The organism is Enterococcus sp. AZ035 (assembly GCF_050548325.1).
Classification (GTDB): Bacteria; Bacillota; Bacilli; order Lactobacillales; family Enterococcaceae; genus Enterococcus; species Enterococcus faecalis.
Map to the genome: position 1 here is coordinate 1,954,148 of NZ_CP172958.1, position 23,857 is coordinate 1,978,004.

Here is a 23,857-nt window from a genome sequence, read left to right on the forward strand (position 1 = left end):
TTACGCCTCCTGACGATAAATCGTTACTTGAGTGATTCCGTAAACGGTTTCTCTTGTTTTTTCTAGTGTACCAATCGTTTCCGGTAATTTGACAGTTTTATCTGTTTCACAAACGATAACGGCTTCGTTTGTTAATAACTGCCGTTCTAACATCTTTTCTAATTGTGAAACAATTTCTTGTTTGGCATAGGGCGGATCCAATAAGACCAAATCAAATTGTAGCTTCTCTTCATAAAACTGTTCTAAGGCACGATTAGCATCCATTTTTCTAACTTCAAATTTTTCTGGTTCTTTTGTAATCCCAATATTTTCTTTAATTACTTTTAGTGCAGCAAAATTCTTTTCAATACAAATACTTTTGTCCATTCCACGAGAAACGGCTTCAATCGCTAACCCGCCACTTCCTGAATATAAATCCAGCGCCATTCCACCTTCGAAATATGGACCAATCATATTAAAAATAGATTCTTTTACTTTATCTGTTGTGGGCCTAGTATTGTCGCCATCTAACGCTTTCAGGCGCCGGCCACCATATTCTCCAGAAATAACACGCATTGTTTCGACTCCTTTATCAATCATTCTTTTATAATTCATTATAACAAAAAGAGTGAAAAATGTTTGAAATTTCTCATAACATTTCTCACTCTTTTGCATTAGACATTCTCTGCTAAGCGAATCTCTGTAGATAATTCCTCTACTACATAGCCGTCGTCTTCTTGTTCTTGATAAGCCGCTTTGGTACCAATTTTTTCAGCAAAATTCATTTCGACATCTGGTCGATACGATTTATCGACACTACGAACAAAATGTAACTGATTAATTTTTTCCATGTTACTTTCAATATTTTCTTCATTCATGTAAATCACCACATATTTCATTTTTCGTGAAACATAGTGAATCAGTCCATATCGGCGTAACTGTTTTAACGGTTTTAATGTGTATACCCAAACAATTAGGCAACGACGCTCTTGAAGCGTAAATTCTTTTTCTTCTTTAGCTTGCATGGCAGCTTCCTCCACAACCTGAATGTTTCTTTCCTCGTTCAAAGAAAGGATTTCCAGCATCTACTTTAATATCTTCAGAAATTAGTTGCGCAATCTTTAAACCAATTGTATCTAGCAACGTTTGAACGTTTGTCTCAGCAAAACGATAATTTGCAACGATTTCATTTAAATCAAGCGCCCGCTTCGCTTTACGTAGGGCTCGCTGTTTCTCCCGAAAATCGGGTGCATGAATTCCATAAGCCTCTACTCGTTCAAAGGCTGACTTAGCTTCTAAAAATGCTTTTTGTAACTGAGCAACTTCCGCCGAAGCATACATAGCTTTTTTTGTTTCTTTATAGTTTTGAACAGCATCACTTTCTAAAAGTGCTGAAATTAAACATTCTGTTTGATCTTCAATTGCAAATAAATGTTCTGTTACAATCATAACTTTTCACTACTCTCCGTGATTTGCCTATTTTCTGGTCGTTTCTCTAATAAGACTAACACACCTTCATTGGAAAAGGCAACGCCCAATTCTGTCGTTTCTGACTCAGCAAAATAGCTATCATATTGCGGGTCCGAAAACCATGACAAAATAGTAAAGGTACTATCATAAACAGGTTCTTGGAAAATACCTGCTGGTTCTCTCAACGAAAGTTTGCTCGTTTTAACTAATAAAGAAAATTCGTCCTTAGTCAACTGAAAGGGATGGATGGCTGTATGTTCCTCTCTCGTTTGTAACAATTCTGCTTGTCGATTTGCCGACAAAATTGTTGGTGTATGATTAGCCAGCGTTTGATACAATGTTTGGGCATCTTTTTGGCTTTGTGTAGAAACTGAAAAAGCAGCTTGATTTTCTTGCTGTTTAACCAGATTCATGACATAAATCGCTTGGTTACTTTGAACAGGATCGAAGGTCATTGACTGCGTTATATCAACTGGCAAAGGAGAACCTTCATTTAATTGATACGGCATTTCCGTGAGCAACGTTTCTTTATTGACATAATTAACTGCCATTAAACCGCCCGTCCGCTGATTAAAAAATAACACCGCAAAACTGCCATTATCAAAAGCAACCAGTGGTCGATAGTTCATATCTTCTTCCATCAGCTCGACATCGTAAGCTTCATGATGAAAATTAAATGCAAAATTCGAATAAATCGTCATTAAATCAGACAAGTCAGCAAGCTTCATATCTATTTTAAACGGTTCTATCATTTTGTCATTGTTAAAGGCCTTAATTGCGATGACTTTATTTTCTCGAACGTTGACTTCTAAGTAATCATTCATCGTCAAACCGAACGTCCATAATTCATACGTACGACCTGTTTTAATTTTTTCTTTAGGATTGCCAAACTGGCGGATAAAGGTTTCCACATCTTTCCCTATGTATGCTGCGTAGCCAGAAGCTGGCAATTCTTCATGAGGAACAGCGGTGTGAGCGCTGGATAAGCGCCCACTTTGAGCTGTTTCGGTTGGTTTTTCAGCAGGGAAAAAAACTGGCTCTAAATATCCGATGAGTAGAACTGTTAAAAAAACAGCAGTAAAGGCCCAAAATCGCTTCATTTTTTCCCCTCTCATCTTATTTTTCTTTCACTTCTAATAACAAATCACCTGAGCTGATTGCTTCGCCTTCTTCAACATAAATGTGATCTACCGTGCCCGCAAAACGTGCTTCGATAGTCGTTTCCATTTTCATGGCTTCTGTAATCAGCAACGGCTGACCTTTTTCTACTTTATCGCCACGTTTGACCAATACTTGTAGAACAGAACCAGACATCGTTGCGCCGATTTGTTCTTTATTAGTTGGTTCCGCCTTTTGTTTAACTTGAACAGCTGACTTAATAGAGGCATCTTTAACTAAAACCTCACGACGTTGCCCATTCAAATTGAAGAACAAGACACGGTTTCCGTCAATATCAGGTTCGCCAATTTCATCTAAACGAATAATTAACGTTTTTCCTCGTTCAATTTGAACTTCCAATGTCTCTCCTTGACGAATACCATTAAAGAATGTTGGCGTATCTAATAAGGTTATATCTCCAAAGGTTTCGTATTTTTGACGATACTCTAAAAATACTTGTGGATACATTAAATAACTTAAAACTTCTTCCAATTTAGGTTGATACCCAATTTTTTCGGCTAATTCTTCTTGTACTTTCGCAAAATCAACAGGTGCTGCTAAGTCACCTGGCCGCTCTGTGAAGGCTGGTCGACCTTTTAGAATAATTCGTTGGAGCTCTTTCGGGAACCCACCAACTGGTTGACCTAAATCACCTTGGAAAAAAGTCACAACTGATTCAGGAAAACTTAGTTCTTCACCACGCGCATAAACATCTTGTTCTGTCAGATTATTTTGAACCATGAAGAGTGCCATGTCTCCCACGACTTTTGAAGATGGCGTCACTTTTACAATATCGCCAAACATCAAATTCACTGTGTGATATATTTTTTTGATTTCATCCCAACGGTGCCCTAAGCCTACCGCTTTTGCTTGCTGCTGTAGATTAGAGTATTGCCCACCAGGCATTTCATGCATATAGACTTCTGTTTGCGGGGCATTTAACCCATTTTCAAATGGTTGATAATACATGCGCACATCTTCCCAATAATGATTGATTTTCTGTGCATTATCAATGTTAATAGTTGGCGTCCGTTCACCATTGACTAAAGCATAATATAGACTGTTCATACTTGGCTGGCTAGTTGCGCCACTCATCGCACTCATTGCGACGTCAACAATATCAACGCCCGCTTTAGTAGCTGCTGAATATGTGATGATCCCATTGCCACTAGTGTCGTGAGTGTGGAGATGAATTGGTAAATCCGTGGCTGCCTTTAATTCACTAATTAAACGATAAGCAGCTTGTGGTTTCAATAAGCCAGCCATATCTTTAATCGCAATGATTTGTGCACCTAAATTTTCCAATTCTTTAGCCATATCAAGGTAATATTGAACATTATATTTTGCTCGGGCTGGATCATTGATGTCCCCAGTATAACAAATTGCTGCTTCCGCAATTTTTCCGGTATCCCGAACGACTTGAATACTTTTTTCCATTTGAGGAATCCAGTTTAAGCTATCAAAAATTCGGAAAACATCGACTCCTTGGCGAGCGGATTCTTTAATAAATTCTTCAATAACATTATCAGGATAATTTTGATAGCCTACCGCATTAGATCCTCTGAACAGCATTTGTAAAAGTGTGTTTGGCATCAACTGACGAATTTTTCTTAAACGTTGCCATGGGTCTTCGGTTAAGAAGCGATAGGCAACATCGAACGTAGCGCCACCCCACATTTCACTAGAAAACAGCTCAGGCAGGGCTGCATCAGTTAGACCAGCAATTGCTTTAAAATCTTGTGTTCTCACACGAGTAGCTAATAAACTTTGGTGCGCATCACGGAACGTGGTATCTGTCATTAACACACTTTCTTGATTCTTAACCCAATCGATGACGGCGGTTGCTCCTTGAGCGTCTAGAATATTTTTAGCTGTGATCACTTTTTCTGGAACTTCAATATCTGTCGGCACGCGCGGGGCTTCAAAATATTTTTTCTCCGTTCGTTCAATGCCAGGGAACCCATTGACCGTTACTTCTCCAATGTATTTCATCGTTTTATTGCCACGATCGCGCATACGAGGAAATTCAAATAATTCAGGTGTATTATCAATAAAGGTTGTTTTGGCTTCGCCAGATTGAAACGCTGGATAGCTCACAACATTTTGTAAAAACGGAATATTTGTTTTCACGCCACGAATCCGAAATTCTTTTAAGCAGCGTTGCATTTTACTGATTGCCTGTTCAAAAGAGAAACCATGCGTACAGACTTTAACCAATAAAGAATCAAAGTAAGGCGTCACAGCGTAGCCAGAATAAGCATTTCCTACATCTAAACGCACACCAAAACCACCTGGTGAACGATACGTATCAATTTTCCCTGTATCTGGCATAAATTGGTTCAGGGGATCTTCAGTCGTAATCCGACATTGAATAGCCGCGCCTTTTAATGTCAATTCGTTTTGTTTTGGCAAATGCATATCTTTATGCAAATCAAGCCCTTGCGCAATTTGTAATTGAGAGATCACAATATCAATATCTGTAATCATTTCTGTGATAGTATGTTCTACCTGAACACGAGGATTCACTTCAATAAAATAAAACTGATCCCCTTCTACTAAAAACTCAACCGTTCCCGCATTCACGTAGCCGACATGCGCCATTAACTGCACAGCAGCCGAACAAATGGCTGCTCGTTGTTCTTCATTCATTGATACACATGGTGCGACTTCTACCACTTTTTGGTGGCGCCGTTGAACGGAACAATCACGTTCAAATAAATGCAAGACATTCCCATGATGATCGCCTAAAATTTGTACTTCGATATGTTTAGGATTAGAAATATACTTTTCAACATAAACCTCGTCAGAACCAAAGGCTGCTTTCGCTTCACTTTTGGCTCTCTCGTAACCTTCTCGTGCTTCTTTGGCATCGTGGGCAACCCGCATCCCGCGACCGCCGCCACCTAAAGCAGCTTTAATCATGATAGGAAAGCCATGCGTTTCACCAAAAGCTACGACCTCTTCCACCGTTGCTACTGGCCCGTCTGAGCCTGGAATCGAAGCAATCCCCGCAGCTACAGCTGCTTCTTTCGCTTTAATTTTATCGCCAAAAATATCTAAATGATGTGTTTTAGGTCCAACAAAAATGATTCCTTCTTCTTCACAACGTTCGGCGAAGCGTAAGTTCTCTGATAAAAAGCCATAACCAGGATGAATGGCATCTGCTCCCGATTTTTTGGCAATTTGGATAATATTTTCAATGTCTAAATAGGCTTCAATTGGTTTTTTCCCTTTACCAACTAAATACGCTTCATCTGCTTTGAAACGATGAACAGAATACTCATCTTCTGCAGCATAAATCGCTACTGTCTGGATATCTAATTCTGTACAAGCTCTAAAAATTCGAATCGCAATTTCGCCACGATTGGCAACTAATACCTTTTTCATAACGTCACTCCTACCATCAATTTCCTTCAAATTTATTGGTTCTGTTCTAAAGATAAATAGTACTCATTTTCTAATTTCTGACGTGTTTCATCTGCACTGATATTCAGGACAAAGGCCACAGCAATCGAAATAATCAGCAAACTATTCCCACCTTGACTCAAGAACGGGAAAGTAATTCCTGTTAATGGAATAATCCCAGTAATCCCACCAACATTAATAAAGACTTGAATTAATAACATTGTACCAATTCCAATACACATTAGTGAATTAAAAGGTTTCTTCGAGCGTACACCGACTAAAATAATTCGCGCAATCATAAACATCAACAATCCTAAAATCGCTAGACCGCCGATAATGCCTAACTCTTCTAAAGTAATCGCAAAGATAAAGTCCGTATGTGCTTCTGGTAAAAAGCCTTTTTTCTGAACACTATTCCCTAGACCTTTGCCAAACCAGCCGCCATTACTGATTGCATAATAAGAATTAGCTAACTGATGGCCTAAGTTCCGTTCATCTAAAAATGGATTTTTAAAAACAGCAAAACGATTATAAATATATTGATAACGCGCTGGGAAAATTTTTCCTTTAGACATAATTAATAACTGAATAGCCGTGATACTACCTAAAATGCCCAAGCCACCGACCAAGTAGGTATACATATAATTAATCCCACTTGCTAAAACCATCACGATGGTAATTAATGTTAGAATGGCCGCATTCCCGAAGTCAGGCTGGATTGCAACTAGAGCAATTAATACAAAAACGAGCATCAACGGGCGCCCGGCAGCTTGTTTAAATTGATCCATGCCTCCATTAATTGTCTTTTGTCGCCGTGCTAAAATATAAGACAGATACCAGACAACCATGATTTTTAAATACTCAGCTGGTTGCATCGAAAACCCACCAATCTCAATCCAACCACGTGCGCCGTTAATTTCTTTCCCGATACCAGGAATCCGAACGGCTAAAACCATAACCGTAATTACTGCAATGGCAAACATGATAAAACTTCGATTCTGGAAAACGGATGTTTTCATCTTATAAATAAAAAACATTGCAACTAACCCTACTACCCAAAAGGCAACCTGGTTAATAACGAATGACGTAGGTGAAAAACCTTTCATTACTTGTAATGCGGATGTGGAACTATATACCATAATCAATCCCACGATACTTAAAATTAAATATGGAATAAAAATACTATAGTCTAGCAAATGCCGTTTCTTTACTTTGTTTGGCAAAGCTTAACCCTCCTTGCCAATCTCGTTTTTTTCTTGTGTTTCTTCATAAACATCTGTATATAATTGATTCAATTCGCGTTCTAAATCACTTAGTAAGCGATGTCCTTCATCATTAGTTAAAATCCCCAAACGGGTCGCATAGGTCACTTGTCTTGAAAAACCATACATTTGTGTATCCACCACTTCTTCAAATGCTTTACATTGAGAAATGCACAAACTGTTTTTTTGATTACGAATAAGCATTTTAATGCGTTCTGCATCGTCTTCTAATAATTGAATGGCAAATTTCTTTGAAATTCCTTCGTCCATTTGTACAGAACCTCCCTATCTTAATTAAATAATTATAACATAATTCTCAGTTAGATACATGATGATTTCAGAAAATTTCCTTTAAGAAATTTTCTAAAACCAAGCGATATATTAAGTAAGAAATCTCTTTATATAACAAGCTTATTTTATCAATACAACAACAAATACATTAAAAGACTTTTTTCTTATTTTCTGCTTTTAATTTTAAATAAAATAACAAACTATATCATTTTTTTGTCTCTTGATATTCTTTAATTACTTCTAAAAAGGCGGTGCCATATTTATCTAATTTATTTTGGCCGACCCCTTTTATTTGCAATAATTGAATCGTTGTTTGCGGTAATTTTTCACACATTTCTTTAAGTGTACTATCGGAAAAGACTACATATGGCGGCACGCCTGCCTCTTGAGCCATGTCCATACGTAATTCGCGCAATCGCTCAAACAAGGCATCATCCACTGCTACTTTTCGAACTTTTTGGTCTTCTTTTCGGAAGACTTTCCGTTCCCCTAAAAGCACCTGAACACCTTCTGTCGAGACTGATAACAACGGAAATTGCCCATCAGAAGGAATTAAATAACGTTCTGCTGTCAAATAATCAATCAGCTGTGTGACTTCTTTTTGCGTGCGACCTTTCATTAGTCCGTATGTTGGCAAACGATCAAAATGCCATTGATCAATTTTTTGATCTTTTGAACCAGTCAAGACTTTACCAACTAAGCCCTTACCGAAACGTTCTCCCATACGTTTTACACAAGACAAGACTTTTTGGGCATCGACCGTAATATCGACTAATTCTCGATTATCCAGACAATTCGAGCAGCGACCGCAGTCCGTCCCTTCTTCACCAAAATAGCGTAAAATATATTTTTGTAAACACATTTGTGCATTCGCATATTGTGACATTTCCCGTAATTTCAAGTACTCTTTCTGCTTATAATCAATGGTCATTTCAGATTGTTCAATAAAGTATTGTTGAATTTGCAAGTCTTGTGGAGCAAACATTAACACAGCATCACTAGGTAGACCGTCACGACCAGCTCGGCCCGCTTCTTGGTAATAAGATTCAATATTTCCTGGTACTTGTGCGTGAATGACAAAACGAACATTACTCTTATTAATCCCCATACCAAAGGCATTTGTTGCTACCATCACTTGCACTTGATCATACAAGAACGCTTCTTGATTTTCACTACGTAACTGTTCACTCATGCCCCCATGATACATCCCAGCTGCAATTTTTTTACTTTCTAATAAATGATAAATTCGTTCAACTTCCTTCCGCGTGCTTGCATAAATAATACCTGATTGTCCAGTATTCATCTTTAAATATTCCAAAAGAAAAACGTCTCTATTTTGATCTTTCACGACTTGAAAAGATAAATTTTCTCGAGCGAATCCTGTTTTGATTTCATTTTCTGATGGAATTCTTAATTGCTTGACAATATCCTCCGCTACTTGTGGCGTTGCTGTTGCTGTTAGTGCAATCACAGTTGGTTGCTGTTGAAATTGATCGATAATCTCTGCTAAACGCAAATAGCTTGGACGAAAATCATGCCCCCATTGTGAAATACAGTGTGCCTCATCTACTGCCAATAAATCAATCGGTACATGTGTCAGCATCTGTTGAAAATCATAAGATTCTAATCGCTCTGGCGCAACATACAATAGCTTGACTTCTTTGTTAACCGCTAATTGAATACGATGATTCATTTCTTGATAGGAAATGGTACTATTGATATATGTAGCTGGAATCCCCATTAAATTCAGGGCATCTACTTGATCTTTCATTAAAGAAATTAATGGTGAAATCACCAATGTTAAATTATCCAGAAGTAAGGCTGGCAACTGATAACAAATCGATTTGCCTCCACCTGTTGGCATAATGCCTAAGACATTTTCTTGTCGCAATACATGACGAATAATCGTTTCTTGTCCTGGCCGAAAATCATCATAGCCAAATGTATCTTTTAATAATTCTTGTAATGCACTCATTTATTGCGCTCCAATCTTTGTTCTACACGTCATTTTAACACGCTAATCTAACAGGAACAAGGTGTGTTAAAACAAGACACAATCGTGAAACACCAATTAACGTGAAACATCAAAAAGAATGAAAAATTGTGAAAGCTTGCTATCAAAAGCTTTCAAAAATAACGACATTTGCTTGTTGTGGATAACGAGTAGTTATCCACACATAAAAAATATCCTTATCTTAAAAAAACGCATTAATCCGTTTTTTTCATAAAAAAAACCAACTATTTTCGTAGTAAAACGAGCATAGTTGGTTTAAATGTTTATTTGTCGAAAAATTATTCAGCTTTTTTCTTTTTCTTGCTTGCTTTTTCGCGTTCGTTTTTGTTAAGAATTTGTTTTCTTAAACGGATGCTTTCTGGTGTTACTTCACAGTATTCATCTTCATTCAAGAATTCTAATGATTCTTCTAACGTTAATTTTTTCGGTTTTTTGATGACTGATGTTTGGTCTTTCGTTGCCGAACGAACGTTAGTCATTTGTTTAGCTTTTGTGATGTTCACAGTTAAATCGTTGTCGCGGTTGTTTTCCCCAACAATCATTCCTTCGTAAACTTCTGTCGTTGGTTCAACGAAAACTGTACCACGTTCTTCAATACTCATGATTGAGTAAGTCGTTGCTTTACCAGTATCGATTGAAACTAGTGCACCTTGATGACGGCCACCAATCGTTCCTTGAATCATTGGTAAGTATTGATCGAAGGTGTGGTTCATAATACCATAACCACGAGTCATTGATAAGAATTCTGTTGAATAACCAATTAAGCCACGAGCTGGTGCTAAGAAGATTAAACGCATTTGTCCGTTACCGGCATTAATCATATCTTGCATTTCGCCTTTACGTAAACTTAGGGATTCAATCACGCTACCCATGTATTCTTCAGGTGTGTCAATTTGAACACGTTCAAATGGTTCACATTTAACCCCATCAATTTCACGTTCAATAACTTCTGGACGAGAAACTTGTAATTCATAGCCTTCACGACGCATGTTTTCAATTAAAATTGATAAATGCAATTCGCCACGGCCTGATACAGTCCAAGAATCTGGGCCAATTGGATCAACACGTAAAGATACGTCTGTTTGTAATTCAGCCATTAAACGTTCTTCGATTTTACGAGCGGTGATGTATTTTCCTTCACGTCCCGCAAATGGAGAATTGTTAACTAAGAAAGTCATTTGTAAGGTTGGCTCATCAATGTGTAGAATTGGTAATGCTTCTTGATTGTGAACATCTACAACTGTTTCCCCAACGAAAATGTCTTCCATTCCAGAAACGGCAATTAAATCGCCCGCTTTTGCTTCATCAATTTCCACACGTTGTAGGCCAAAGAAACCTAAAATTTTCGTTACACGGAAATTTTTCACGCTGCCATCTAATTTCATCAACGCAACTTGGTCGCCGACTTTCATTGTGCCACGGAACACACGGCCAATCCCAATACGTCCAACGTAATCGTTGTAGTCTAGTAATGAGACTTGGAATTGAAGTGGTTCGTCTGAATTATCAACTGGAGCTGGCACATGTTCAATAATTTTATCAAAAATTGGGGCCATTGTTGGCTCTTGATCTGCTGGATCATCTGATTCACTTGAAGTTCCGTTTAAAGCAGAAGCATAAACAACTGGGAAATCTAATTGATCGTCGTCTGCGCCTAATTCGATGAATAACTCTAAAACTTCATCTACTACGTGTTCAGGACGAGCAGAAGGTTTGTCAATTTTGTTAACAACCACGATTGGTGTTACTTTTTGTTCTAATGCTTTTTTCAATACGAAACGTGTTTGAGGCATTGTTCCTTCATACGCATCGACAACTAAAACAACACCGTCTACCATTTTCATGATACGTTCTACTTCACCACCGAAGTCCGCGTGTCCTGGTGTATCTAGAATGTTGATACGTGTACCGTTATAATCTACGGCTGTATTTTTTGCTAAGATAGTAATTCCACGTTCACTTTCAAGTGCATTGGAATCCATTGCACGTTCTTGTAATTGTGTGTGTCCATCTAAAGTGTCAGATTGTTTTAAAAGTTCATCTACTAAGGTTGTTTTACCATGGTCAACGTGGGCGATAATTGCCACGTTACGAATATCATCTCTGTATTTCAATTTAATTGCTCCTTATCTATATACGCTTATGTTACTTAAGTCCATAAAAGCCGACTGCTTATTATAGCAAACTTTTTTCATTAAAAAAAGGCTTTCGCCTGCAAAAATAATGAAAGTTTTAGAAATTATTCGGCTTTTTCTGAAAACAAGGACATTTTTTTACAAATCTTTCTCTTTTAAAAGAGGAAGAGCCTTACCTTTCAGCAACGCTCTTCTTTGATTATTCCGATTCATTTAAATACCGGGTAAATACTTCATCATAGGTTTCAGGAGTTGCTGCAATAAAGTATTCACGACCCGCAAAAGTTAATGGTTTTCCTGTAATACCAGAGTATTTAAACCCAAATTCTTCCAAAAGTACTAAGCCTGCTGCATAATCCCAAGGACTTAGATTAGATAAATAGCCATGATGGTTGCCTTTTAACATGGCAATAATTTCCAAACCTGCACAACCGCTAATACGCACGCCCATACTTGCTTGTCCGATTTCCGTTGCGTGATGAATATTTTTTCCATGCATGTAAGCATTCATGCCCCATAATCCATCTGCCAAGGCTTTCATAGTAGGCGCTTTTAATAATTGATTATTCCGATAAACGCCAAGCCCTTTGCCGCCCCAATAAAGTTCTTCTCGCATCACATCATAGATAAAACCTAATTTACCAATGCCGTCTTCATAAACAGCTAACATAATACAAAAATTTTCTCTTTCCATCACGAAATTCATTGTGCCATCAATCGGATCGATGATCCACACGCGACCAGCAAAACTTTTTAAAGTATTGTAGCCTTTTTCTTCCCCTAAAATTTGATCTTCGGGAAAATTTGTTTGAATTTTATTCATTAAAAATTCTTGGGTTTGTTCATCCATATTTGTCACTAAATCGGTGCGGCCATTTTTCTGTTGAACGGTTAACTCTGATTCCAAGTTCATTCGAATCACATCGGCTGCTTCAAAAAGCCAACTTTGAATTGTTTGAACAAATTTTTGCGTTTCAGTCATCTAATCATCCCCCAGCTTTAATTTACCGCTTCCCTGTTTTTTAGCTTGTTGAAGCGTACGATATAACGAATATCCTGAAGCATTTTCAAATTCACGACCTAAGCGTTTTTCTTCGCCGATACTTTTAACGACCGTTTTAAATTGTTGATAAGTTGTTAAAAATTTGTCAACAGGTAAGCCTGTTTCGTTGGCTTGCTCAACTGCTGTCCACATATTTGTGACAATCACCATTTCCTCCGTCGTCCAATCTAAATCTAATGGATATTGATAGTCTTTCATGTCTTCACCTCATCTTCTCTAGTTTAGCATATTTTCATAAAAAAACATCTTATTTACGTCGATTTTTTAATGCGTTAAAGAGAGGATATTCTGCTGTTCCTTTACGATACAAACTTTGTTGTGAAGCATAAATACCGCTATTTCCTGAACACATAAAACTGATTAAGCAGACCATGAAAAAATAGACCGCCGCTTCACTACCAAATAGTTCAATGCCCATAATGAAGCAAGCAATCGGCGTATTCGTGGCGCCAGAAAAAACACCAATAAATCCTAAACCTGCTAAAAAAGGAATTGATAGATGTAACAAAGGGGCCAAAGAACTCCCTAACGTAGCCCCAATTTCAAACAATGGCGTCACTTCTCCTCCTTGGAATCCGGCACCCAAGGATAACACCGTAAAGAATAATTTCCCAACAAAATCAAAAGGCTGCGCATTGCCTGCAAAAGCATCTTCTAATAAAGGTAAACTCAAGCCTAAATAACGCTGGTTGTTTAAGACGAGCACAAACAGAACGACAATGGACGCCCCAAGAAACGCACGAAGGTAGACATTAGCAAACCAATTTGCATAGGTCTTTTTTAAAAAGACAATGGAACGACTAAAAACCCAACCTGCCAAACCAAAACAAATCGATGCCAAAAATAATTTTACAAATAGTTCAACCGACCAAGTCGGAATTTTGCCCATCGGATAATGCGTATGTGTTACACCAAAACTTTCAGTTACAAAATTAGCAAATAAGCCTGCAAAAAAACTTGGGAAAAGTGCCTCTGCACGAACTTTTCCAATCGCCAAAACTTCTAATCCGAAAACGGTTCCCGCTAATGGTGTGCCAAAAACAGAACTAAAACCTGCACTAATTCCGCTGATAATAATTACTTGTCGTTCCAAAGCGGACAGTTTAAAGACTTTTCCTACAGCATTCGCGATTGCGCCCCCCATTTGCACCGCCGTCCCTTCACGACCAACAGAACCACCAAATAAGTGCGTAGTAATCGTGCCAAACAATGTTAAAGGAATTAAGCGCAAGGGAATATCTTCTTCCCCGCCATTGCCTTGTTCAATCACTAAGTTATTTCCTCGGCTAGCATTTTTCCCAAAACGCGTATAGAAATACGTAAAAACGACACCGCTAATGGGGAGGATAAAGAGTAACCAAGGATTTGCTAAACGAACATCTGTTACATAGGTGAGACTCTTTAAGAAAAAGGCGGATAACGCCCCCATAAATAAACCAATAATTGCGGTAATGAGCAACCATTTTGCCATATAACCGCCGATTGATAGTAGTTGCTTTGTTTCTTTTTTCACTTTACATGCTCCTTTACAATTTTCTTATCGCCAATCCTAGCGTACAGAAAAAGCCTACCAAAGGGTACACTTCTCCCGTTTGGTAGGCGTCATTAATTTATTCGTCCAATAAATAGTTCGTGGTGAACACCATCACCATGTTGCTATTAAACTATTAAAAATAATACCACGCAACTCTGGAAAGTGCAATAAAAAATCAATTGCGTTCCGTTTTTATCCACGTGCTATTACCTTTGATAAACCGATAATAAGCCATCACCACACTAACGAATAAAATTAAGTACATGTAGGAAATAGTAAAAGGCAAAATAATCAGCCCCAGTTTTGCAGGTACTTTTAGTTGAAAATTTTTCAACTCGCGATAATAGTTGATTGTAAAAAAAATGCCGAAAACTAACGAAATACTGACGGCCAAAACAAAACTAATGACAAGCGATAACGAAAAGCCTAACCTATACAAGTGTTGCAGTTGAAGCCCAGTTAAGACAAAAACGAGCATCCCCGCTACGAGATTAATAAAGGGTTGCGCTAAAAAATAATAGATTCCACACTTCTGCCTTAGCGTTAATGACTTTGATTTAATCACCCTGGGTAAATACGCTAGACAATCTAAATTTCCTTGAACCCAACGACTTCGTTGACGAATAAAACGTTTCACATCTCTCAGTGCTTCTTGAGCCATAAAGGCCTCGTCAATATAAGCAATCGATAACTCTTTCAGCATTAATTTAATGGTTAACTCATAGTCATCCAACAAAGCATTTCCCCAAGGCTGATAGCCTAAGTGTTCGGTAATCATTGATAACCGAAAAAACTGACCATTGCCACCAAGTCCGATGGTTTTTGTTGCTCGACGCGCCTTTTGAATAAAATTATTAATCGTAAAAAACTCAACATCTTGTGCAATAAACATAAAATTTGTGACATCTTTCATTTTGATTCTTGTTTGCGCAGCACAGACTGTTGTATCTGTGAAAACAGCAGTTAGCTCATTGACAATATTTTCACTAAAAAAACCATCTGCATCTACCACACCCACTAAAACTTGATCCCAAGAATAGTGTCCTTTTTCTGCATCTGTTAATACAATTTGGAAAGCGTGGTTCAAAGCGGCGCCTTTGCCTTGTTGCGCATTGGGAAATTGACGAGACAGAACTTGGATTGGACCAGCAATACTGTCCATCATTGCTTTGGTTTGGTCCGTTGATCCATCATCAATCGCAATTATTTTTTTCTTAATTGGTAAAGCAACCAGTTTTTTTAATGTTTCTCCGATGACTTTCTCCTCGTTTACACACGGTACAAGAAAGTAGCAGAAAAATTCTTCTGCTACTTCGACTTCTCTTCTTGTTTTTTTTCTTGTTCGAAAACTGAGAAATAAACTTGTAAATAAATAGGTTAAGAAGATGAACATAATTACTTTGTATAACTGATACAAATAAATCATGTAATTTGACCTCTTTTAAAAAAATAACGGTATAGAATGTAGGCAGTGACAATCGAAACTAGAATAACGCCAATTAAATCAACCACAAAAAAGGCGCCTGTTGAAATTACCCCAAGTTTCGGTAAAGCTGATTGGCTCATTAAATACCCCTTTCTCTCTATTTGTTTTTTACCAACACACCACCACGATGACCATCACACACCCCCTATAATAATACTTTGGAGGATTATAGTACACAGGTGGATTATAGTACGTAACTGGTGGAATATATCCTGGCCAATATGTTGGTGGTGGCGGATTATAAACCGGTATTTTTCGGTTTTCTCGAACAATTGCAATTGTTTGACCCGCATGATTTTGCGTCAGACTGACGCGTGTTGGCGTAGTATTTCGTGAATAACCAGCCGGCGCTTGAACTTCTCTAATTTCATATACCCGGTTGACAGATAGCCCACTAATAGTGACTGTACCATCCCAACCTGTTGTTACTCTTTGTGTATAGCCATTAGTTGTATCTTTCCATTCAAAAACAGCGCCCGCTAAACGTGCTTTTGTTTCAACATCTTGTTTAATAATTCTGATAGCACCATAGTTTGCTTTATTGTTTAACACTAACGTATACGTTTTTGTGCCTTGACCTCGTAAATCAATCCGATGGACCCTACTATCCAACGCATACCCAGTTGGCGCTTGTATCTCGGTGATTTCATAAATACGATCCGACGATAATCCTGGAATCAGTACTTCACCATTTCCATTTGCTGTAAATGTTGCCGTATAGTTATTGGTAGTATCGCGAAATCTGAATTTCGCTCCTGCTAAACGTTTTCTTGTATCCGTATCTTGCTTAATAATTTTGATGGCGCCTTTTTGTGCTTGATTATTTAAGACTAATGTATAGGTTTTACCACCTTGTCCACGTAAATCTACTTTATGAACACGTCTATCTATGATATAACCATTCGGCGCTTTGATTTCTGTGATCTCATAGATACGATCACCGGCTAATCCAGTAATCAGTACTTCACCGTTCCTATTCGCTGTAAACGTTGCAGTATAATTATTGGTTGTATCTCGGAATTTAAATTGTGCGCCTGCTAAACGTTGTTTCGTATATCCATCTTGCTTAACAATTTTGATGGCACCTTTTTGTGCTTGATTATTTAAGACTAATGTATAGGTTTTACCACCTTGTCCACGTAAATCAACTTTATGAACACGTCTATCTATGATATAGCCATTCGGTGCTTTGATTTCTGTGACCTCATAGATACGATCACCGGCTAATCCAGTAATCAGTACTTCACCGTTCCTATTCGCTGTAAACGTTGCAGTATAATTATTGGTTGTATCTCGGAATTTAAATTGTGCGCCTGCTAAACGTTGTTTCGTATATCCATCTTGCTTAACAATTTTGATGGCGCCTTTTTGAGCTTGATTATTTTTGGTGAACGTGTAGGTTTTGCCAGCATAATTCGCAGGTAAAAGAATTTTATGCACCGTTCTGTCAAGTATATAACCATTTGGTGCTTTTATTTCTGTAATTTCATAAATCCGGTTGACGGAAAAATTATACAAAGTTGCTTCACCATTAGCATTAGCAGTTACTACGCCTGTATTCCCATTCACTGTGTCACGCCATCTAAATTGTGCGCCTACTAAACGTTGTTTTGAGTAACCATCTTGTTTAATTAATTTTAAATTGCCACGTAGCGCAACATTTTCAATGGTATAATAACCAATCTTGTCAGCAAAATTAGTCCTTAGGTTAACTCGGTAAGTCTTGTTATTTAAGATATAGCCGTTTGGTGCTTTAATTTCTGTAATTTCGTATACACGATTGACTGGCAAATTCGTTATCAGGGCTTGTCCGTTTTTGTCAGCTACAACTGTTCCTTCTTTTCCTGTCACCGTATCACGCCATTTGAACTCTGCACCTGCTAGACGTTTTCTTGAATCTTTGTCTACTTTGATTATTGCTAGACTACCTTCTTGCGCTGTATTTTCAATGGTATAATAACCAATTTTATCTGCAAAATTAGTCGTTAAGATAACTCGGTAAGTCTTGTTATTTAAGATATAGCCATTTGATGCTTTAATTTCCGTAATTTCGTATACACGATTGACTGGCAAATCTGTTATCAGTGCTTGACCATTTTTGTCAGCTACGACTGTTCCTTCTTTTCCTGTCACCGTATCACGCCATTTAAACTCCGCACCTGCTAGACGTTTTCTTGAATCTTTGTCTACTTTGATTATTGCTAGACTACCTTTTTGCGCTGTATTATCAATAGTTACTGTCACTACTTTATTAGCTTGTGCAGTTGTTAGAGTGACTTTATGCACAGTTTTATCTAATACATACCCCACTGGTGCTTTCGTTTCTGTGATTTCATACGTACGATTGACTGATAAGTTGGGAATTGTGATGGTTCCATCGGTTCCAACTGTCACTATTCCTGTTTTTCCTGTCACTGTATCTTTCCACTGAAATTCTGCGCCTGTTAAACGTTTTTTACTGTCTTTGTCTTGTTTAACAATTTTGATGGAGCCTTTTTGCGCTGTATTTTCAATGATTACTGTCACTACTTTATTTGCCTGTGCAGTTGTTAAAGTGACTTTATGCACGGTTTTGTCTAGTACATAACCTGTGGGTGCTTTTGTTTCTGTAAGTTCATACGTACGATTAACTGCTAAATTGGGAATTGTGACCGTTCCGTCGGTTCCAACTGTCACTGTTCCTGTTTTTCCTGTCACTGTATCCTTCCACTGAAATTCTGCGCCTGTTAAACGTTTTTTGCTTTCTTTGTCTTGTTTAACAATTTTGATGGAGCCTTTTTGCGCTGTATTTTCAATGATTACTGTCACTACTTTATTTGCCTGTGCAGTTGTTAAAGTGACTTTATGCACGGTTTTGTCTAGTACATAACCTGTGGGTGCTTTTGTTTCTGTAAGTTCATACGTACGATTAACTGCTAAATTGGGAATTGTGACCGTTCCGTCGGTTCCAACTGTCACTGTTCCTGTTTTTCCTGTCACTGTATCCTTCCACTGAAATTCTGCGCCTGTTAAACGTTTTTTGCTTTCTTTGTCTTGTTTAACAATTTTGATGGAGCCAATTTGTACTTGCTGCTTATTCTTCACCCGATATGTTAAAGTGTAGTCGGCTTTTCCAGCAAATGAAACAGGATGTTTAGTTTCGTCTAATTCATAGCCATTAGGCGCCTTCGTTTCAACTAAATAATATTCTCCATCAGGTGATAAATTTGAAAATAACAGCTCGCCATTTTCATTCGTGACACCTTTTTCTATTAGATTATTTTTTTGGTCATACAACGAAAATTCAGCACCTGCTAAACGTTTCACCTCATTATTTTCATCTACTTTTTCTACTTTTAACTGGTTTTCTAAACGCGTATTTTCTTTTTTCAAGCGAATCGTCTGTGTTTGTTCTAACTTAATTTCAAATGGAACTGGTGTTGCATCTAACTTGTAACCAGTTGGTGCTTTTGTTTCAATGAATGCATACTGACCAGCTTCCAAACCAGCTAAACGAATTTGACCTGCTTGATTGGTGGTTAATGTTTCTTGAACAACTTGTTGTGTTTTTGTGTTCACGACTTTGAAAACAGCACCTTCTAAAACTTTAGCAGTTACTGCATCAATTTTTTCTAAAACGACACCCCCTCGACCTGTTCCATCACTACTCTCGTCTGCTGTGATGTAGGCAATATCATCATCTTCCCAAGCATCGAATCCCTCACTAGAAATACGCATATACGTGTAATTTGATAGCACGGCATCACTTGGAATATTTTCATTTGGAATCGTTTCTAAATAAATATAATAGGCATTTTTATTGGAAAGATAACTGCCCGTGGCTGTTGGTATTCCTTCAAATTTCTCTGCTTCATAATTAAATCCAGATTCAGAGGCATTTTTTTGGAAAAATTGACTGGCATCATAGCTATATTCGTCATGTTCCAAATTCCGAATCATTTCACCATTTGTTTCTAAAATAGGCTGCTTGGTGAGATATGCAGCAATACTGTCAATAGCTAATGTTTGGTTTGGACCTACATTATCTAAAAATTTAAAGGTTGTTTTTTCTGAACCTGAAAGACCTGCTTGATTATAGTTAAAATAAATGACCCAAGCAATTCTTCCCTCTGAGGTAAATCCTAACGGGACTTTTCGAACCAGTTCAGTTGGCGGAACTTTCTCCACGTATTGCCCGATATTAATTTTGACAATTTTTTGTGAATCCCCAAAAGTAAAAACGACTTGATCTTCAAAATCTTCTGATAAATTTTGATTATATCGTAGCTTCAGTTGCAAATCTGCTGAGTAATCTGTAAGCGTTTGTAAGGCTTTAATCGTCCAAGTACCATCATCGTTTGGAATCACTTGAAGTGCGTCTCCAATTTCAAAAGGTGTCATTGAATAGGAATATTTTTCGCTAGCCATCCTTAATGTCATCGTCTCTCCGCTTGCTAATTCAGAGATTCCTAATGACAAAGAAACTGTCGCCCAATCTTTTGTAGCAACAATTTCCGTTTTTTCCCCCGGATATTCAACAGCTATAGACCGGATTTGTGTGCCACTTTCATTATCCATTGCATAAGAAATAATACTTGTATTAGATCCTATAATAGTAAAGATAATTAAACAAATCGAAAATAACTTATTAATACTTTTTTTCATTCATCACAATCCTTTCAACACTAATATGTGTCTTTTTAGACACTAGCTCACTAAAAAAAATAGTCATAATTTCTTCATTATTAAAATCCAACAATTGTGAAATCAATTTAATATCCGATGCTTTGAAAACAACTTCTCCTTTTAATTTTTTGTAAATCGTTGAAGCGGATATTGGTTGCCCGTATGCAGTCATTTCATTTGCCAACCACTCAACATTTTTTCCTTTCATTTTCAATTTTGAGTGAATTAAATTTGATTCCATTTTACTCTCCCCCTTTTCAGTGTCTAATAAGACACTGAAAATTATATCATTTTGTGAAAAAAACGTCAATATCATTAAAAAATGCTGATTTTTCTATTATATTCGTTACTTTCATTTTGAAAAAAACATGTTTCTTTTGCGACACTTTTTGTGCTAGAATGTTTTTACGGAGGTGGTTTTTTTGAAAGAAAATTTTTTGAAGCAAAAAAGGATGGAGAAAAATCTTACATTAGAACAAGTTGGAAATTTTGTTGGTGTTGGAAAAAGTACCGTCAGGAAATGGGAAACTGGAATGATTGAAAATATGGGGAGGGATAAAATTGTCGCCTTATCTAAAATTTTAGATGTATCACCTCTTGAAATCTTAGGTATTCCTGAAACGGAAGAAACGCCATTTGTTGTCCCAACCAATATTATGAACATTTACAAACAGTTAACAACTGAAAATCAAGAAGCAGTCTTTCGATACGCTCAAAAGAAATTAACAGAACAAAATTACTTTTAATATTTATTTTAAATAGATGAATGCTAGACTTTTTAGTCAACGTCAAACAAAAAAAGCTTATCCTTACGGATAAGCTTTTTTTAGATTGACTGTTGACCAAAATACTGACGCCATTTGGTTTTCATGGCTGTCGTCATCGGCAACGCCGCTTCTTTGACAGCACAATATTTGTCAACAAAGGTTACAATGTAGCTTTCTTTGTATTTTGGTGGTGCAATAGTTGCGCCCCACATATGTTTAATAATAATGTCTCGTTCTAAATCAGACAACTCTGTAATTTTTTCAGCATTTTTGGCTGCAATTCGTGGATGAACATAGGCATGAGAGCCTTCGTCAAACTTTGTTGTGCGCCAATCATAGTAAAACAAATCATGCAATAAACCAGCACGAGCTGTTGCACGAGCATTGCCGTTCCAACGCTTTGCTAATTTATAGCTATGATAGGAAACACTAATTGAATGTTCTAAACGAGTTGAATGCATATGTTGTGTGTATTCTGCTAATTTTTGGACTTCTTCGGTTGCTAATAAATCTTCTACATAAGAAAGATATTCTTCGTCTTCACGCCATTTTTCTGTCATATAATTGGGTGCCACCTTTTCTAATCCTTTTATAACTTGACTCGAGTATAGCACCCCAGCTATTTAATTACTATGAATTTCTCAATCTGTAACTTAACTTTAATATTTGCTTAATAAGTTTAGCGTTCAACGCAGTAAAATTTTCACAAAAACTTCTACATTTCTTCTGGTGCATGTAACCCTAGTAAACGTAAATCTTCTTTTAGAACAGTAGCTACTGCATAAACTAACGCTAAGCGTGCCTCTTTTTGAGCATCTTCATCCAAAATCCGAACATGGGCATAATATTTATTGAACGCTTGTGCTAAATGAATGCTATGTTTCGCAATAACAGATGGTTCATATTTTTCAGCAGCTTGCATCACAGTTTCAGGGAATTTTTGTAACAACTTCACGACTTCCCAGCTATCCTTGTCATTTAGTGCATAACGTTGTGTAGCGTCTGGTGTAAAGTTTGCTTTACGTAAAATACTCATCGCACGAGCATGTGTATATTGAACATATGGCCCAGTTTCTCCTTCAAAACGAACAACTTCATCTAATACAAAATCGAAATTATTTAGACGATCATTTTTAAGGTCATGGAAAATAACTGCACCTACACCTACTTGTTTCGCCACTTCTTCACGATTTGCTAAGTCTGGGTTTTTCTCGTTAATTTGATTTCCTGCTAAAGTAACAGCTTCATTCAATACTTCTTCTAATAAAACGATTTTCCCTTTACGTGTGGATAATTTTTTACCGCCTTGAGTAATTAAACCAAACGGAATGTGTTCCATATCATCTGACCAGTCAAACCCTAGTTCTTTCAAGACTGCTTTTAATTGTTTGAAGTGATTGCTTTGTTCGTTGCCGACTACATAAAGCGATTTGGCAAAATCATACGTCCGTTTACGGTAAAGCGCAGCAGCTAAATCCCGTGTGATATATAACGTCGCACCATCTGATTTACGAATAAGTGCTGGATTTAAATTATATTCTGTCAAATCAACAATTTCTGCACCTTGATTTTCTGTTAATAAATGTTTTTCTTCTAATAAAGTAACAATTTCATCCATTTTATCATTATAAAAGGCTTCGCCATTATAAGAATCAAATTCAACTTCTAACATGGAATAGATTTTATCAAATTCTTTTAGAGACTCGCTACGGAACCATTTCCATAATTCATTAGCTTCTTGGTCTCCTTCTTCTAATTTTTTAAACCATGCACGTGCTTCGTCTTCTAATTCTGGTTTTTCTTCTGCTTCTTCATGAAATTGCACATATAAGCGCAATAATTCATTAATTGGTTGTTGGCGGACTGCTTCTTCAGAACCCCATTTTTTATAAGCTACAATTAACTTACCAAACTGTGTACCCCAGTCACCTAAGTGGTTAATCCGAATTGGCTGATACCCAATTTTTTCTAAAATAAAGGCAATTGAATTCCCGATTACCGTAGAACGTAAGTGCCCCATAGAAATTGGTTTAGCAATGTTTGGTGAAGACATATCAATAGGAACATTGCCATTATTGCCAAAGGTACTGTTTCCGTAGTTATTTTTTTCTTTGACTACTTCGCCAATGACAGCTTGACTGACTGCTTCTTTATTCATGAAGAAGTTTAAATAAGGTCCCACCACTTCAATTTTTTCAAAATTTGTGCCATCAATTTTTTCTGCTAATTCTGCTGCAATTTGTTGTGGTGCTTTACGATAAATTTTAGCTAATGAAAAGGCTGGAAAAGCAACATCTCCATGATCAACAGATTTAGGATTTTCCAATAATTGTTCGATTTGATCCATCGTTAATTCTTCATTTAAAACATCATGTAACGCTTTTGCTACGATTTCTTTGTTGTTCATAAGAACCCTCCTGATTAATTTGTAAGTATTAAAAAAACAAAAACGTCTCTGACAAAACAAAATAATTTGTTTTGTCAGAGACGAGAATTTACCCGCGGTACCACTCTAATTGTCTATACTACTTGGATAGACCTGCTTCATCGATAACGGTGATTGCCGTCTGCTTTCAGCAGAATTCTAAAAGTGCGCTTCCTCATTCCGATCACTCTTGGCTCCCACCT

The 23,857-nt window shown here is 37.3% G+C and carries 19 protein-coding genes, 1 riboswitch and 1 other annotated feature (1 of these 21 only partly in view); of the genes, 1 reads left to right on the forward strand and 18 read right to left on the reverse strand.

The annotated features are described in order from the left end of the window. The 16 genes from rsmD to IGL32_RS09430 all read right to left on the reverse strand — a co-directional run bounded on the left by rsmD (window position 1) and on the right by IGL32_RS09430 (window position 20,778). Window positions 1-594, reverse strand: coding sequence for a 16S rRNA (guanine(966)-N(2))-methyltransferase RsmD (rsmD, locus tag IGL32_RS09355; RefSeq protein ID WP_073339922.1), 594 nt, complete (start codon window positions 592-594; stop codon window positions 1-3). 59 nt (window positions 595-653) lie between these two features. After that, on the reverse strand, window positions 654-1,004 hold the full coding sequence (locus tag IGL32_RS09360) for a YlbG family protein (protein ID WP_002359714.1): 351 nt from the start codon (window positions 1,002-1,004) through the stop codon (window positions 654-656). Then, window positions 994-1,428, reverse strand: coding sequence for a YlbF family regulator (locus tag IGL32_RS09365; protein ID WP_002356689.1), 435 nt, complete (start codon window positions 1,426-1,428; stop codon window positions 994-996). Before IGL32_RS09365 ends, IGL32_RS09360 begins: the two co-directional genes overlap by 11 nt. Next, window positions 1,425-2,549: a CAP-associated domain-containing protein gene (locus IGL32_RS09370; RefSeq protein ID WP_002356688.1), complete on the reverse strand. Its 1,125-nt coding sequence runs from the start codon at window positions 2,547-2,549 to the stop codon at window positions 1,425-1,427. The genes IGL32_RS09365 and IGL32_RS09370 overlap by 4 nt, the downstream gene beginning before the upstream one ends. A gap of 16 nt (window positions 2,550-2,565) precedes the next feature. After that, window positions 2,566-5,994: a pyruvate carboxylase gene (locus IGL32_RS09375; protein ID WP_025193359.1), complete on the reverse strand. Its 3,429-nt coding sequence runs from the start codon at window positions 5,992-5,994 to the stop codon at window positions 2,566-2,568. Between the two features lie 32 nt (window positions 5,995-6,026). Continuing rightward, window positions 6,027-7,235 carry an FtsW/RodA/SpoVE family cell cycle protein gene (locus IGL32_RS09380; RefSeq protein ID WP_002356686.1) on the reverse strand — a complete coding sequence of 403 codons (1,209 nt, stop codon included), beginning with the start codon at window positions 7,233-7,235 and terminating at the stop codon, window positions 6,027-6,029. A gap of 3 nt (window positions 7,236-7,238) precedes the next feature. Beyond that, window positions 7,239-7,544 (reverse strand): YlaN family protein, encoded by a 306-nt coding sequence (locus IGL32_RS09385; protein ID WP_002356684.1) that lies wholly within the window; start codon window positions 7,542-7,544, stop codon window positions 7,239-7,241. A 226-nt stretch (window positions 7,545-7,770) separates the two neighbouring features. Next, the gene (recQ, locus tag IGL32_RS09390; RefSeq protein WP_002356683.1) at window positions 7,771-9,540 is read right to left on the reverse strand and encodes a DNA helicase RecQ; all 1,770 of its coding nucleotides are present in this window, start codon (window positions 9,538-9,540) and stop codon (window positions 7,771-7,773) included. Window positions 9,541-9,857: 317 nt separating this feature from the next. Continuing rightward, window positions 9,858-11,693, reverse strand: a complete 1,836-nt coding sequence (gene typA, locus IGL32_RS09395) for a translational GTPase TypA (RefSeq protein ID WP_002356682.1) — start codon at window positions 11,691-11,693, stop codon at window positions 9,858-9,860. Window positions 11,694-11,913: 220 nt separating this feature from the next. Beyond that, a complete protein-coding gene (locus IGL32_RS09400) occupies window positions 11,914-12,696 on the reverse strand; it encodes an inositol monophosphatase family protein (protein WP_002379684.1) in 783 nt (260 codons plus the stop codon). Next, window positions 12,697-12,975, reverse strand: coding sequence for a UPF0223 family protein (locus tag IGL32_RS09405; RefSeq protein WP_002356679.1), 279 nt, complete (start codon window positions 12,973-12,975; stop codon window positions 12,697-12,699). Between the two features lie 49 nt (window positions 12,976-13,024). Beyond that, window positions 13,025-14,290: a voltage-gated chloride channel family protein gene (locus IGL32_RS09410; RefSeq protein ID WP_002356676.1), complete on the reverse strand. Its 1,266-nt coding sequence runs from the start codon at window positions 14,288-14,290 to the stop codon at window positions 13,025-13,027. Window positions 14,291-14,366: 76 nt separating this feature from the next. Next, a riboswitch (Fluoride riboswitch) is annotated at window positions 14,367-14,436 on the reverse strand. A gap of 50 nt (window positions 14,437-14,486) precedes the next feature. Continuing rightward, window positions 14,487-15,737, reverse strand: a complete 1,251-nt coding sequence (locus tag IGL32_RS09415) for a glycosyltransferase family 2 protein (RefSeq protein ID WP_002379685.1) — start codon at window positions 15,735-15,737, stop codon at window positions 14,487-14,489. Continuing rightward, on the reverse strand, window positions 15,734-15,877 hold the full coding sequence (locus IGL32_RS09420; RefSeq protein WP_002356674.1) for a hypothetical protein: 144 nt from the start codon (window positions 15,875-15,877) through the stop codon (window positions 15,734-15,736). Before IGL32_RS09420 ends, IGL32_RS09415 begins: the two co-directional genes overlap by 4 nt. A gap of 28 nt (window positions 15,878-15,905) precedes the next feature. Further along, on the reverse strand, window positions 15,906-20,441 hold the full coding sequence (locus IGL32_RS09425) for a SpaA isopeptide-forming pilin-related protein (RefSeq protein WP_156210121.1): 4,536 nt from the start codon (window positions 20,439-20,441) through the stop codon (window positions 15,906-15,908). Then, window positions 20,425-20,778 (reverse strand): hypothetical protein, encoded by a 354-nt coding sequence (locus IGL32_RS09430; RefSeq protein WP_002356669.1) that lies wholly within the window; start codon window positions 20,776-20,778, stop codon window positions 20,425-20,427. The genes IGL32_RS09425 and IGL32_RS09430 overlap by 17 nt, the downstream gene beginning before the upstream one ends. A gap of 97 nt (window positions 20,779-20,875) precedes the next feature. On the opposite strand from IGL32_RS09430, the gene IGL32_RS09435 reads away from it, so the two are divergent. After that, window positions 20,876-21,208, forward strand: coding sequence for a helix-turn-helix domain-containing protein (locus IGL32_RS09435; protein ID WP_002356667.1), 333 nt, complete (start codon window positions 20,876-20,878; stop codon window positions 21,206-21,208). An 80-nt stretch (window positions 21,209-21,288) separates the two neighbouring features. Here IGL32_RS09435 and IGL32_RS09440 read toward each other — a convergent pair whose 3' ends face one another. Both IGL32_RS09440 and argS read right to left on the reverse strand, forming a co-directional pair. Continuing rightward, window positions 21,289-21,789, reverse strand: a complete 501-nt coding sequence (locus tag IGL32_RS09440) for an HD domain-containing protein (RefSeq protein ID WP_002356666.1) — start codon at window positions 21,787-21,789, stop codon at window positions 21,289-21,291. 155 nt (window positions 21,790-21,944) lie between these two features. Next, window positions 21,945-23,636, reverse strand: coding sequence for an arginine--tRNA ligase (gene argS, locus IGL32_RS09445; RefSeq protein ID WP_002370456.1), 1,692 nt, complete (start codon window positions 23,634-23,636; stop codon window positions 21,945-21,947). A 73-nt stretch (window positions 23,637-23,709) separates the two neighbouring features. Continuing rightward, window positions 23,710-23,857 (reverse strand) — a binding site (T-box leader) (it continues 56 nt past the right edge of the window).